Origin of the sequence: Leptobacterium meishanense (genome assembly GCF_037645805.1) — a bacterium.
Lineage (GTDB): Bacteria > Bacteroidota > Bacteroidia > Flavobacteriales > Flavobacteriaceae > Leptobacterium_A > Leptobacterium_A meishanense.
Genome location: NZ_JBBEXE010000005.1, coordinates 70,250 through 84,446, shown reverse-complemented (window position 1 = coordinate 84,446; position 14,197 = coordinate 70,250). Strand labels below are relative to the sequence as shown.

At 36.5% G+C, this 14,197-nt stretch carries 15 protein-coding genes; 8 read left to right on the top strand and 7 right to left on the bottom strand.

The window, feature by feature from the left end; all coding sequences use genetic code 11:
* Positions 1-36 precede the first annotated feature (36 nt).
* Positions 37-2,106, top strand: a complete 2,070-nt coding sequence (gene metG / locus WBG21_RS06215; protein ID WP_340075901.1) for a methionine--tRNA ligase — start codon at positions 37-39, stop codon at positions 2,104-2,106.
* On the opposite strand, the gene WBG21_RS06210 is transcribed toward metG, so the two are convergent.
* The 3 genes from WBG21_RS06210 to WBG21_RS06200 all read right to left on the bottom strand — a co-directional run bounded on the left by WBG21_RS06210 (position 2,103) and on the right by WBG21_RS06200 (position 5,815).
* Positions 2,103-3,395 (bottom strand): HlyD family secretion protein, encoded by a 1,293-nt coding sequence (locus WBG21_RS06210; RefSeq protein ID WP_340075899.1) that lies wholly within the window; start codon positions 3,393-3,395, stop codon positions 2,103-2,105. The genes metG and WBG21_RS06210 overlap by 4 nt on opposite strands.
* Positions 3,396-3,397: 2 nt before the next feature.
* Complete coding sequence (locus WBG21_RS06205) at positions 3,398-5,584, bottom strand: peptidase domain-containing ABC transporter (RefSeq protein WP_340075897.1); 2,187 nt, start codon at positions 5,582-5,584, stop codon at positions 3,398-3,400.
* Positions 5,585-5,671: 87 nt separating this feature from the next.
* Entirely contained in the window at positions 5,672-5,815 is a 144-nt protein-coding gene (locus WBG21_RS06200) for a hypothetical protein (RefSeq protein WP_340075895.1), read from the bottom strand.
* 306 nt (positions 5,816-6,121) lie between these two features.
* Between WBG21_RS06200 and WBG21_RS06195 the strand changes: the two genes are divergently transcribed.
* Both WBG21_RS06195 and WBG21_RS06190 read left to right on the top strand, forming a co-directional pair.
* Positions 6,122-6,916, top strand: a complete 795-nt coding sequence (locus WBG21_RS06195) for a T9SS type A sorting domain-containing protein (RefSeq protein WP_340075893.1) — start codon at positions 6,122-6,124, stop codon at positions 6,914-6,916.
* Between the two features lie 110 nt (positions 6,917-7,026).
* Entirely contained in the window at positions 7,027-7,866 is an 840-nt protein-coding gene (locus WBG21_RS06190) for a T9SS type A sorting domain-containing protein (protein WP_340075891.1), read from the top strand.
* 15 nt (positions 7,867-7,881) lie between these two features.
* On the opposite strand, the gene WBG21_RS06185 is transcribed toward WBG21_RS06190, so the two are convergent.
* Positions 7,882-10,416, bottom strand: coding sequence for an alkaline phosphatase family protein (locus WBG21_RS06185; RefSeq protein ID WP_340075889.1), 2,535 nt, complete (start codon positions 10,414-10,416; stop codon positions 7,882-7,884).
* Positions 10,413-10,556: a hypothetical protein gene (locus WBG21_RS06180; protein ID WP_340075887.1), complete on the bottom strand. Its 144-nt coding sequence runs from the start codon at positions 10,554-10,556 to the stop codon at positions 10,413-10,415. Before WBG21_RS06180 ends, WBG21_RS06185 begins: the two co-directional genes overlap by 4 nt.
* A 160-nt stretch (positions 10,557-10,716) precedes the next feature.
* Between WBG21_RS06180 and WBG21_RS06175 the strand changes: the two genes are divergently transcribed.
* The 4 genes from WBG21_RS06175 to WBG21_RS06160 all read left to right on the top strand — a co-directional run bounded on the left by WBG21_RS06175 (position 10,717) and on the right by WBG21_RS06160 (position 12,774).
* Entirely contained in the window at positions 10,717-11,202 is a 486-nt protein-coding gene (locus WBG21_RS06175) for a hypothetical protein (protein WP_340075885.1), read from the top strand.
* A 16-nt stretch (positions 11,203-11,218) separates the two neighbouring features.
* Positions 11,219-11,668 carry a hypothetical protein gene (locus WBG21_RS06170; RefSeq protein ID WP_340075883.1) on the top strand — a complete coding sequence of 150 codons (450 nt, stop codon included), beginning with the start codon at positions 11,219-11,221 and terminating at the stop codon, positions 11,666-11,668.
* 65 nt (positions 11,669-11,733) lie between these two features.
* Complete coding sequence (locus WBG21_RS06165; protein ID WP_340075881.1) at positions 11,734-12,135, top strand: hypothetical protein; 402 nt, start codon at positions 11,734-11,736, stop codon at positions 12,133-12,135.
* Between the two features lie 51 nt (positions 12,136-12,186).
* Complete coding sequence (locus WBG21_RS06160) at positions 12,187-12,774, top strand: hypothetical protein (protein WP_340075879.1); 588 nt, start codon at positions 12,187-12,189, stop codon at positions 12,772-12,774.
* 59 nt (positions 12,775-12,833) lie between these two features.
* Here WBG21_RS06160 and WBG21_RS06155 read toward each other — a convergent pair whose 3' ends face one another.
* Positions 12,834-13,166 carry a single-stranded DNA-binding protein gene (locus WBG21_RS06155; protein ID WP_340075877.1) on the bottom strand — a complete coding sequence of 111 codons (333 nt, stop codon included), beginning with the start codon at positions 13,164-13,166 and terminating at the stop codon, positions 12,834-12,836.
* A gap of 205 nt (positions 13,167-13,371) precedes the next feature.
* On the opposite strand from WBG21_RS06155, the gene WBG21_RS06150 reads away from it, so the two are divergent.
* Positions 13,372-13,719 (top strand): hypothetical protein, encoded by a 348-nt coding sequence (locus WBG21_RS06150; RefSeq protein ID WP_340075875.1) that lies wholly within the window; start codon positions 13,372-13,374, stop codon positions 13,717-13,719.
* Here WBG21_RS06150 and WBG21_RS06145 read toward each other — a convergent pair whose 3' ends face one another.
* On the bottom strand, positions 13,720-14,187 hold the full coding sequence (locus WBG21_RS06145; protein ID WP_340075873.1) for a CBS domain-containing protein: 468 nt from the start codon (positions 14,185-14,187) through the stop codon (positions 13,720-13,722).
* Positions 14,188-14,197 lie beyond the last annotated feature (10 nt).

Genomic DNA, 14,197 nt, shown 5'->3' with positions numbered 1-14,197 from the left:
AATTCTGTATTTTTGTGGCTTTTAACATTCACGACAATGTCAAAACCTCCTGAAAGATATACCATTACTGCAGCATTGCCTTATACCAATGGGCCCATTCATATTGGCCATTTGGCAGGCGTATATGTGCCTGCTGATATTTATGCACGTTATTTACGGCTTACAGGAAACGATGTCGCTTTTATTTGTGGAAGCGATGAGCATGGTGTGGCCATTCCGATGCGGGCCAAAAAAGAAGGCGTATCGCCACAGGAGATCATTGATAAATACCATACGATTATCAAAAAATCCTTTGAAGATTTTGGAATTACGTTTGATAATTATTCACGCACATCAGCAACGATACATCACGAAACGGCTTCGGGGTTTTTTAAAAAATTATATGAGGATGGCAAGTTTTTAGAAGAAATTACAGAGCAACTGTATGATGAACAAGCACAGCAATTTTTAGCCGATCGTTTTGTGACAGGAACCTGCCCGAAATGTGGCCATGAGGAAGCCTATGGCGATCAGTGTGAAAACTGTGGGAGCTCCTTAAATGCTACGGATCTTATTAATCCGAAATCTGTTATTACAGGGAGTAAACCTATCTTAAAACAAACCAAACATTGGTTTTTACCATTAGATCAATACGAAGGATTTTTGAAAGAGTGGATCCTTGAAGGACATAAAAATGACTGGAAACCCAATGTATATGGACAGGTAAAAAGTTGGATTGATGATGGATTGAAACCTCGTGCAGTAACGCGCGATTTAGACTGGGGGATTCCTGTGCCCATAAATGGTGCTGAGGGTAAAGTACTCTATGTATGGTTTGATGCACCTATTGGATATATCTCATCTACCAAAGAATGGGCTGTCCGTGAAAAAAAACAATGGGAGCCTTACTGGAAAGATAAGAACACCAAGCTAGTGCACTTTATCGGGAAAGATAATATTGTATTTCATTGCATCATCTTTCCCGTAATGTTAAAAGCTGAAGGGAGCTATATTTTGCCCGAAAATGTCCCGGCAAATGAGTTTTTAAACCTGGAAGGGAATAAATTATCTACCTCTAAGAATTGGGCGGTATGGCTGCATGAATATTTGGAAGATTTCCCCGGAAAACAAGATGTATTACGTTATGTATTAACAGCCAATGCACCTGAAAGCAAAGACAATGATTTTACCTGGAAAGATTTTCAGGCACGAAATAATAATGAATTGGTCGCCATCTTTGGAAATTTTATCAATAGAGTAGTGGTGCTTACTGATAAATATTATGATGGCGTAACACCTATACCAAACACATTTTTAGAGACGGATTCAGAAACCCTTACTGAGTTAAGAACATATCCGGAAAAGATAGCTTCTTCTATAGAACGGTACCGGTTTAGAGAAGCAAGCCAGGAATTAATGAATTTAGCACGATTAGGCAATAAATATTTGGCTGATGAAGAGCCCTGGAAACTCATAAAAACTGATGAGGGACGTGTAAAAACTATTATGTATGTAGCATTGCAAATCGCAACAGCATTGGCTGTACTAAGTGAGCCTTTTTTGCCGTTTACTTCCCAAAAGCTAAAAAAAATACTCCGTCTTACACCTAGCGAGGTAGAGATGCCTTGGGAAAAGATCACATCAAAAGAAACTTTACTGCCCTCTGGCCATCAAATAGGCAAACCTGAATTGCTTTTTGAAAAGATAGAGGATACCGAAATTCAGAAACAATTGGATAAACTAGAAGCGACAAAAAAGAACAATGAAGCTGAAAGCAAAGCAATAGTCTCACAAAAAGAAACCATTACTTTTGAAGATTTTTCAAAATTAGATGTGCGCGTGGGGACTATTTTGGAAGCTGAAAAAATGCCCAAGGCGAAAAAATTATTAGTGTTAAAAGTGGATACAGGAATCGATATTCGGACTATTGTTTCCGGGATAGCAGAAAGCTTTACCCCTGAAGAGGTTGTCGGTAAAAAAGTAACCGTATTAATCAACTTAGCCCCAAGGGTGTTACGGGGGGTAGAAAGCCAAGGAATGATTCTCATGACAGAAAATGCCGACGGCAAATTGGTTTTTGTAAACCCAGATGATACAACTGTAAAAAATGGTATCCCGATAAGCTAACGTTTAAAAATTTCTTTGAACTGGTAAAACAAGCGCTCTATCAACCGGAGGTCTTCAGTGATAATTTCTGCAGCCCCCCGCATTTCTTGTTTAAAAGCAATTTCTTTGTTGTAGGAAGTTATAAGCTTCTCAGGCAATGAAACATCAATTAAATAAAACCCTTCTTTGTCCGGGACTAGAGAAATGTTCTTTACCATACCTTTTAAAGTTCCAAATTCAGCATCCGGATAATTTTCCAATTTGATGTTGACTGTTTGCCCTATTTTTATTTTTCCTGAATTTTGAGAAGGGGAACGTAATTTAGCGATATAAGCAGCATTGGTTTCCGGAATAATGGTAAAAACCAGGTCCCCCTGAGAAACTCGCTGATTTTCATTCCAGATATTGAGAAAGGACACAGTCCCATCAATATCCGAAGAAAGCACATAGCGCAATTCCCAATCTCTAACGGCTCGCTTTAATTGGTTAAAAGATTGAATAACATTTTTTAACAGGCTGATCTCTTCCTTTGTTTTATTGATAGTGGTACTTGTAGAAGTTTTGTTGGCATTGTTAATGGCATCTCTCAACTGAGAAATAGAGGCATCAATGTTAGCAAAATTTCGCTCAGCTTGCAGGTATGAGAGTTGTTTAGCCTCGTACTCTTGCATAGAAATTACTCCTTTTTCATGGAGCTCTTTGTGACGTTCTAAATCATTTTTCTGGAATTTTAGTTCAGATTCATTGATGCGGCGTTGTGCCTGCAAGGTCTGCAATCGGGTATTTAATTCTGATAATGATATCCTGTTGGCCAGTGCTTCATTAGAGAAGGGCTGTAACTGTTTGTTCAGCTGATATTGCAAATAACTGTTCTCAAAAAGTGCATAATCCGACTCTATTTCCCCTAAAAATAACACCGGAAGTTTTTCCAAAGGAAACTCAAAAGCATCATTATTGATAACGATAGTATCTATAATAGATTTTAGTAAAAACACACTAGTATAGTTGGCAGTATTTTCTATAATTGCTAAAGGCGTACCTTCTTTTACTTTTTGACCATCGGTAACTAGTAGTGTGTCTATTTTTCCTGTTGTTTTTGCATATTCTTTTTGTGGTGGCTCCTGCGTGGTAATCATCGCCTCAGAAGGAATGATGTCCGGATATTTGATAAACCAGGATATGGCCAATACGATAAATATAAAAATGAATATAATGGTATTTCCCCATCGGATCATCCAACTAGGGACTGCGTTTAATATCTCTTGGACTTCTTCGCTGCGGATTTCTATATCGCTATTTGTTCTTGGCATATTTAATTTCCTAATTCCAATTGGTTTTTAACTAGATGATAATACTGTCCTTTTTGTTTTATTAGCTCATGGTGGTTTCCTTGCTCTACAATTTTTCCTTGGTCCAATACAATGATCTGATGTGCATTTTTAACAGTACTCAATCTGTGTGCAATGATAACTGCTGTTTTATCCTTGAAAAAAGTATTCAGGTTTTCCATGATCACTTTTTCATTATTGGCATCCAGTGAAGAAGTGGCTTCATCAAAAAACAAAAACTTTGGGTTTTTATAAACAGCACGAGCAATGAGCAACCGTTGTTTTTGTCCGGTGCTCAATCCGGAACCTTCGTTGCCTATCTTGGTATTATAACCTAATGGAAGGCCATCTATATAACTTGAAATATTGGCAACTTCAATAGCATGGTTTAACTTTTCTTTATCTATATAATCAACCCCTACAGCAATGTTGTTGGCAATAGTATCATTAAAAATATAGCCTTCTTGCATAACAACACCACAATAGTCTCGCCATACCTTTTGTGAAATGTTGTTGAGGTTAAAATTATTGATGAGGATCTCACCGCTTTCCACTTCATAAAAACGGAGCAATAATTTCATTAAAGTAGTTTTTCCGCTACCACTTACCCCTACAATAGCAATAGTTTTGTTAGCAGGGATAACAAGGGATAGGTTTTTAATGACCGGCTCTATACCCCCTACATAACGGAAAGAGACCTTTTTAAGTTGGATAGTGGCATCTTCGGGGATGCTTTTTATGTGTTCCTCTTTGTCGTCTTCTTCATCATCCTTATCATGGATTTCACCCAGCCTATCTAAAGATATTTTAGCATCCTGCACATCGCGCATAAAATTGATAAGCTGTACAATAGGGGCGTTTAATTGCCCAACAATATAGGTAACGGCCAACATCATCCCCAAGGTAATATCACCATCAATAACCAACTTAGCAGAGAGAATAGTGATGAACATATTTTTTAGTTCATTAATAAAATTAGATCCTACACTTTGTGTCTGTTCCAATGCAAGGCTTTTAGTGGCTATTTTGAACAACCGGGCTTGCAGGAACTCCCAGCCCCAACGCATGCGGCGCTCTGCATTGTGAAGTTTGATTTCCTGCATGCCGTTTATGAGCTCAATTACCTTACTTTGCTCATCACTTATTTGGGAAAATCGTTTATAATCTAGCTCTTTCCGTTTCTTAAAAAAGAACAATACCCAAATAAAGTACAAGAGGCTTCCAATGATAAAAACCCCAAATATTTGTAAGCTATAGTATGCAAGTACAATACTAAAAATGATAAGGTTGATAAAAGAGAACAAAATATTTAACGAGGACGTGGTCAAGATACGTTCCACACGCTTATGGTCGTTGATTCGCTGTAGTAGGTCACCGGTCATGCGTACATCAAAAAAAGAAATAGGAAGCTTCATCAGTTTGATAAAAAAGTCGGAAACCAATGAAATATTTATCCTTGAACTAAGATGCAGCAATATCCAGCTTCTAATAATGTCCAAAGACGCCTTTCCTATGAATAAAAAAAGTTGGGCAAAAAGAATAAGGTATATAAAGTTGAGATCCTGATTCTTAATCCCTACATCTACCACACTCTGTGTTAGAAAAGGAAGGATTAATTGCAACAAGCTCCCTGCTAAGAGGCCAATGGCCAACTGAACAACAAATTTTTTGTATTTATATAAATATTTTAAAATAAACCCAAACCCAAAAGGTTGGTCTTCTTCGAATTCTTCTTTATAAAAAAGAGGGGTGGGCTCAATTAAGAGTGCAATGCCCTCTTCAGTCTCCTCATGGGCATTATTCCCTATCCAATGGCTTATAAATTCGTTTTTACGATATGTGATAAGCCCATGTGCAGGGTCTGAAATATAAACTACATTTTTTTTAATCTTGTAGAGTACTACATAATGGTTTTTATTCCAGTGGACAATACAAGGAAGGGGTGCTTCTTTGAGTTTACTGTATGACAGTTTTACTCCCAGAGACCGAAGTCCTATTTTTTCTACAGCTTCGCTAAGGCCTAGCAGGCTACTCCCTTGCCGGGTGGTTTCGCTAAGCAGCCGTAGCTGTTGTGTATTAATAATTTTGCCATAATGCTTGGCAATGATCTTAATACAGGTAGGCCCACAGTCCTTAGATTCGGTTTGTCTGTAAAAAGGAAATTGTTTCAAAAATATAGTTGTTTTAAGCTTTATGATAAGAAGTTGCCCTCAAACCTATTCTTAGGATAACTTCTTTCAGTTAAAAATAAGGCTACATCAAGGGCAACTAGGGTCATTAGGGTTGTACTTCCCATCATTTTCTATATAGGAAAGAGAAGAAACCTTTCCGCCATAAATAAGCTTTTGTTCAGTATTGCTAAGCACTTGAACTTTTTTAAGGTTTAATAAATTTTTCATCATTAAAAAGTTTTAAAAATTATAACTACCGTGAACATTTTGAGACACTCAGGAGTATGTCTGAAAAAGGCATGTAAAGACCACCGCTCCATAAGAAAAATTGCGGGCTGTTGGGGGTAGGTATTCACCGGCTAGCTTTTAAACCAACTATAATGAATAATAACACCACAAAAGTATTAAAATACTATTAAAATATAAGAATTTTCGGATATTTTTAAATATATTGTTTATTTAGATAAAAGATGTTGATTATATAGTTATATATATTTCATATTTTTACATGTTCAAAAACCAAAATAATTATAACCCATGAAAAAAACTACTTCTTCAAAATTAACGAAACAACTCTCTGCCTACGGAGCTATGACCGTCGCCTTGGCAGGGATAACCGATGCTAATGGGCAAATAGTATATACGGATATTCCTGATGTCTCCAGAGGTACTGGGGGGTCACTTCTTATAGATATGAACCCTGCAGATACTGATGGGAGTGAATTTGAAATAGAAAATACAGGATTCCCTGGAACAAGTGAGAGGGTACGGATAAATATTTTAAAAGCTGGGGACGGTTTTGCAGCTGTTGGAGCCGATTACCCTACAGCATTTAGTGGTGCTTCTGTAATCTCTAGCGGATTAAGTTGGAGAGACACACAGCCCTTTGATTTATCTTATAGTGTTGGAATTGGAAATTTTGGTGGAGCAGGTGATAAATATTTGGGTGTCAGATTTAATATAGGAGGGTCTTTTCATTATGGTTGGATTCGGGCCAATGTAGTGAGCTTATCTGATTGGACGATTAAGGATTTTGCTTATAATGCTACTCCTGGGGCATCCATTAATGCCGGTCAGACCACTTTAGGAGTTGATACCAATTTAGCTACCAATGTACGTATAGCCTCTTTAAACAAGACGATCTCATTGCACAATTTACCGGGGAGCACTTCGTATCAACTCTATTCTATGACGGGGCAATCTTTGCTAGAAGGCAGTATAGAAGGCAGTACGTATGCTATAGAAGGCAGTAACCTTGCTTCGGGCATCTATATTCTTCAATTAACAGATTTAGATACCAATGCTACTTTACGCAAAAAGGTAGCGTTGTAGCACAACATGATTGCTAAAAAATATTTTAAATACCTATAAGAACAAACACCCTGAAATAATAATGGGTGTTTTTTTTATATTTGTCAATTAAACCAAAATAATTATAACCCATGAAAAAAACTACTTCTTCAAAATTGACGAAACAACTCTCTGCCTACGGAGCTATGACCGCTGCTCTGGCAGGGATTACCGATGCTAATGGACAAATAGTTTATAAAGATTTTTTTAGTGTTACTGGAGGGAAGAGCGATAATTTTTTAATTGATTTAAATACTGATGGCATAAATGATTTTCGATTGGATCATAATGGAAAATTCTATAGTTCAGCAGCTATGTACTTAAAGCCTTTAAATGCTAACAATGAAGTTTTAGGAGATTCTCAAGCAAGAGCATATGCACTTTCTGCAGGAAATCCTATTAGTTCTGCGGTGACATCATGGAAATATTCTGGTGCCCCATCCCGTGCTATTGCGGGAATTACAGAACCACTATTAACATATTCATCATTTAGAGGAAATTTTAATAATGTAGATGCCTATATAGGTGTCCGTTTTGATATTTCCGGGAGTATTCATTATGGATGGATACGAGTAATTATAGATGATGATATGCAGCCGGATTCATTTAGTACAAGCTGGACAGTTGTAGAAGGGGCTTATAATACTACCCCCGGGGCTGCCATTAATGCTGGCCAGCAGACGTTGGGCATAGAAGATAATTTAAGCAACACGATACGTATTGCGTCCTTAAACAAAACAATCTCATTGCACAATTTACCGGGGAGCACTTCGTATCAACTCTATTCTATGACGGGGCAATCTTTGCTAGAAGGCAGTATAGAAGGCAGTACGTATGCTATAGAAGCGGGGGGGTTAGCCTCGGGAGTGTACATACTACAATTAAACGACTTAGACACCAATGCCACCTTGCGGAAGAAAGTGGTGTTGTAAACTATAATCGATGCCTTATACTCGGTTTCGGTACAAAGAAGGGTCTATACATTGCTGCATAGCAGTAGTATCTAGATCCTTTCCTATAAATTGTGCTATCTTGCTCAGTACTTTAGAAGGATTGGAAAGTACTTCTTTGTAATCTACATAGAGCAACTCTACACTGGGTTCTTTTTCTTTCCATATATTTACCATGCTTAGCAGTTTGGTATATGATTCCAATAAGCGCATGGGCAATGCTTCCGGGTCTTTCCCTACCATTTTTTGCTGGGATTTAATGATCTCGTGAAGGTCACGCTTCATAAAGATTACTTTGTATCGGTATTGTGGGTCTATGTGCTGTAGCAGGGGAGCTACAATCTTTACCGCCTTGTCTTTTCCCAAGTGCAGCCAGCTATTGTCTTTATGTATACGCATTACCGGGTTGTATTCGTAATAGCCTTTCGGGTTAGATTCGTCAGCCTTTCGGTTTTCGTCGGTTAAGATATCCAATCCTCCGGCATCTAACATCTGCATCATTAAAGAAGTCCCAGACCTTGGCAGACCTGATACCACCACAATTTGCTCCTTTCGGTAGGCAAAAGTTGTTTTGTCCCGTAATTCGGCAGGCATGGCTATTTTTTCTTCAAGGTTTTCTAGGGCCTTTTCAGTCCGTGCATCTTTTCGTGGGCGTAGTTTGGCCACCATCTCATAGGCTTTTTTGGCATTCTCAAGGTCGCCCATTTTCGTAAGGGCCTCCCCTAAAATAGCATGTGCTTCGGGAAAATACTTAATCAGCTCAATACTGGTGAGGGCATGCTCAGCAGCTTCTTCATAATGACCTAAACGCACTAACGCTGTAGCAAGCAATTGGTGTACACGGGCATTGTCTATTTCAAAGTCCAATGCCCTTTGAAATGCTTCTTTAGCATCTTTAAAATCACCCGTTTGCAAATATATTTTCCCTACTTGGGTCCATACCTGGGCCCCCGGCTTGTTCTCTTTCGCTTTTTCCAATAATTTTAGCGCAGCATTTACACGGCCTTTCCCTAACAAAATCCTTGATTCTGAGAAATACGTTCTTTTTTCAAACTCTGGGTTCAAGCTTCTCAGTTTGTTTAAATAGGCTTCAGCTTCGTCGTATTCCTCGGTGTCCAGCGCAATAGAAAGTAGTTCCATATAGTAAGGGATAGTATCTATAGGTTCCGGTTCTTTGATGAGCTCTAAAAGAATGGGTTTTGCTTTGTCGTACTCTTTTTTGCCGCTATATACCCTTGCTAAGTTGAACTTAAGGTCACATTTGGTTTTTAAAATGGCAGTTTCTATTTTTTCATCAGGGCGTTCAATATAACCAAGTTCTATGAGTTGTTCCATAGCTTCCTGGTCGGATAGTTGATCAGTGTCATGAAGACTGTCATGCTGGCCAAAATCACCTGCTACTTTTTCCCAACTATCTATGTATGTTGGCTTTTTAGGGTCTTTAAAAAGATCAAGTGCTACATTTCCGTCCATATCTTTACCTACGGGTAAACCAAACATATGTAGAATGGTTGGGCCTATATCAATCAAACTTAAACCGTATACCTTTTCTTTTTGTTTTATTTCAGGCCCACTGGCCACAAAAATGCCAAAATTCCGATGTTCCAATGAAGGTGCTGCGGGGTATTTAGGCATTTTGAGGATACGTCTGTGCCCTGATTCATAGCCATGGTCAGACATAATGATGACAGTAGTATCATCATCGATCAGGTCAAGCATGCGGTCAAGCATCATATCTTGAAAACGGTATGCATTAGAAACAACATCTTTATAGATCTCAAAGTATTTTTCAGGGATTGCTTTTAGTCTTGGGGGATGAAATTTCATAAAAGTATGGCAAAAATGGTCAATAGCATTGTAATAAACTCCCATAAAATCCCATTCAGTAGTACGCATCAGGTTGGTGGCAGCACAGTGTACAGAAACGTTTTCTGAAAGTACTTTAGCAAAAGACACTAAGTGCCGGTCTTCGTTTTGGTTTATTTGGCTTGCCTTAGGGATAAAAGGTAAAATGTGTGCATCTGTCACTTCAAATGGCGACATCCGGAGGTCTTTGAGCACTTCAGTTAATGATTCAGGATATACAGCCCCTTTTATGACAGCATCCTCTTTTTTAGTGTCCCCGTCATTTACAATAGTATGGAATTTATCAGAAACAACCACACCGTTGATAGGTTCTGCCGGATGACTGGGCCACCAGCCTACCAAATTTGATTTATAACCTTTGTGGTGCAGAATATTCCAAATAGCTTTTGCTTTTCGTGAGTGAACAGTTACAGGCCGGATACCTTTCATGTTAGGCAAGAGCTCTATAAACCCTAAAACACCATGTTTTTCAGGGGTTTTTCCGGTAGCCACAGAAGACCATAGCATAGGTGAATAAGGAGGGTTCATAGTGCCCATATTACCATATACACCTCTTTCAATTACTCTTTTAAGCGCAGGCATTTGGCCTTTTGCCATAAGAGGGCCTATTATTTTCCAATCGGCACCATCCCATCCTAGCAGCAATACTTTTGGTTTTTTCTTCATGATTTTTTATTTCGATGTTGGTCACGGACTTTACGCCATTCGCGGAGGCCAATATCACCATAGGCCAATAAGCCTAATGCACCATTTACCGGAATTTTGAAGGGTTTTTTTTGAGAATTGTCGGCTTTCTGAGACTTCATAGTTATGAAAATAAAGGGCTCAAAAATATTGATAATTATTTTAAAATTTGTACAGAATCAAAGAAGACTTTAAAAATTAATGGTTTGGCTTATTATTTGAAAGGGTATTATATATTCGGATTATAGATGCTATATTTATAAACTGTAAATAATAATGGAAATGACTAGAAACTTATGTAACCTTTTATGTATGTTCATTTTTGTGTCAACTGTTTATGGGCAGGTGGAGGAAACACAAAAAAAAATAATAGAAGAATTGAGCAATGAAATATTTGCAGATCCCGGAACAGAATATTTGGATTCACCACCAAATGCGATTCTTTTGTATAAGAAATTGAAGATGAATGTAAATCATCAAGATATAATTTATATGCTAGACTATAATAATCCTATTGTAAACATGTATGGGTTTGTGTTGGCATTAAATACTTTTGATAACTACAAAACTGTTTTAAAAGCAGTTAAAAGTTACCGCAAAAGAAACTATATGCCAATATTACCCGTATTGGAAGGAGATGTTGTATTGGAACAGAAATTGCCAGATTACATGCTGACATATTTATCCCGGAAAAATGATCTACCCTCTTCAAAAAAGGAAAAACTAAAAGGTAAACTACAAGAATGGGCAGAGCATTATACGTATTAAATAAAATGATCTCTTTATGAAGCTGTTAAAAAAAACCACACTCGTAAATGCGCTATTAACAATAGTGCTATATCTTCTATTAGAATATTTTTTATACACAAACACCAAAGTGTTTTTACCGATGATTTCTCGTATTGCTGGATTGGTATTATTGTTTTTTTCAATCACCATAGCCTATTTCATTTTGAATGAAAAAATAAAGTATTTGACTGTTATATCCGGGATTTTGATAATCATGGGGGCTTATGCTTTGTTATCGATCTTCTTTGATGAGGGTGGGTTTACAATGGAAGTTTTATATCCTATATCTTTTATAGCATTGTTGTCTGTAGTCTTTTTTCTGAAAACCCCTGGTCAAAAAAAAATATGGGGTTTATTGGTGATATTTGTATTGAATATTATGCTTTTAGCGAATTGTATAGATGTATTTTATGATAAAGGGTTGCAAATAAATATTAATTTTTAGTTTATGGCTGTATGTTAAAGAAGCATAAAATTGTTGTTTTGTTTAATTTTATATGGGTTCCATTAATGTTATTATTAGAGCCAATTATAGTTTCTAATATGGGACCTTTGTCTTCTTCGGAGGCAATGCAAAGAATAAGTTATTATGTTGTTTTGCTTGTTTTCGGCATACCTGTTGTTTTGTATAGTTTGAGCAGTCAAAATAAAATAAAAAAAACTGCTCCTTCTTTCTCAAATGGTATGAGCATAGGAATGGTACTTTTGTTTGCTATTCCGGGCTTTATAGGATTTTCCAAGCTAAACCTAATTGCCGTATCATATTTAATGTTATTAATATTTTATGGGATTTTCATTTTTACAACAAGGGAGAATGTAATAAAGCATGTTGTCTCGACTGTATTTTTTGGCCTTGCAGGTTTTTCTTTAGTACTTATAATGCTCATATATAATCTAAAATCTTTTATCTGAATGAGAAGAATGAATGCGATAACTTTTTTTCTGCTTGTTTCTTATTGTATAATGGCGCAGCCATACCAACGTGAGAAGAAATTGATTTGGGAGGAAAACTTTGAAAACAATTCAAATGATTGGGATATAGGCGAACATGAAAAAATAGCTAACGGAAAATATTATTTAGAATATTTCCATGAAGATGATTCATACTTGCTTGGAACTAGGTTTAATATTAATCACACTTCTTTTGACCCTAATGAAGATTTTGAAATAGTAATTGAGTATAGAATGTTAAAAACAACGGATAAAACCATGTTGGCCTTAGGGTTAGAATATATAGAATATTATGATGGTTCATGGTCCCCAATGTATGATAAAATTATGTTTGATTATTCAGGCAATGTGAAGGCAAAGACCAGACATGTATATGATCCGGTTCATTTAGGAAAGCCTGAGAAATATTATATTGATGGGATTAATAAAATGGTATTGCATTACCAAAAAGGTAAAATTTTCATTTTTGTCAATCAAAAGTTATTTCGAATATTAGATAATGTGAAAGCATTAGACAGTGATTATGATAATTGGAATATACTATTCGAAGTGCAGAATGCTCGAGTATCTATCAACAATGTTAAAATATATGGTTGGTAAAACAATTATAAAGCCGTCTATACTTTCTGTTTAGTATGGACGGCTTTTCATGATAGGAATTATTTCCCGAGCATTAAAATACCTAAGCAATTGATTTCAGTAACGGATCTTTTAACACCTTCTTTATCTTCATAGCTTCTGGATTGTAATTTTCCTTCAATGGCCACTTCTTTTCCTTTAGAAAGGTATTTTTCAATAATCGAAGCAGTTTTACCCCAAGCAATTATACTATGCCATTGTGTATCCTTTACTATTTCGCCTTGTGCATTTTTATACGATTCATTAGTGGCAATAGAAAACTTGGCTAATTTTTTCCCACTGTCCAAGTTGATTATTTCAGGATCGTTTCCAAGGTTTCCAATCAGTTGTACGCTGTTTCTTAATGTGTTCATAATGAATAGATTTTAAAAGTTAATACTATTTTTTGAAGTGATTCCATTTTTGAATCGACAGGACAAAAGTGCGGTGTTCAACAAAAAGTATTCGGTAAAAAAATAGTTGCTTTTGCTTAAGATCGATTGTAGTTGATTACAAATAGTTAAAAATGTTTTATTTCGTACATTTGTAGAAGTCTTGACTTATAAATGATATAGTAAAATGACAAGAAAATGCTTAGAATGTGGCGAAAAAGTAATAGGAAGATCTGACAAAAAATTTTGTTCAGATTATTGTAGGAACACATATAACAATAGTATTAACAGGGATACTACAAATTTGGTTAGAAACATAAATAATCGATTGCGAAAGAATTATCGCATACTAACTGAATTGAATCCAGAAGGAAAATCAAAAACCACAAAAGCACAATTGATAGATAAAGGGTTTAATTTTGAATACCACACAAGCATTTATACTACCAAAACTGGGAACACCTACTATTTTGTGTACGACCTGGGATATTTGCCTTTAGAAAAAAACTTTTATATGCTTGTGAGAAAGAAGTAATCAGTCCTTCCAATTTTGACTGCTCAATTTAAGTGCAGCAACAACAATATCTTTTCGGCTTATCTGCCCAACAAGGGTTCCGGTGTCTAGTACAGGTAAACGCCGACGTTTATTTTTATAAAAAACAGAAGCGGCGTCAAAAATATTCATATCATGTGGAATAGTCTCTACATTTTTGGTCATAAACCGTTCTACACTTTTGTCCAAAATAGGCATATTAAAATAGCGGCTTTCCGAAATTTGCTTCATACAATCAGCCTCAGAGATAATTCCCACTAGTTCGCCCCTTTCATTTACTACCGGTCCCCCTGAGATATTATGTTTAATGAAAAGTTCCATAACTTCTAAGATAGATTGGTCAGGAGAAAAAACAACCAAATCCTTTGTCATATAATCTTCTACTAAAATAGGCGCATTGTATTCTTTTTTTACAGTCTCTCTGGCCCCTTGAAAACTCTTTATCCCCATATCACGATAT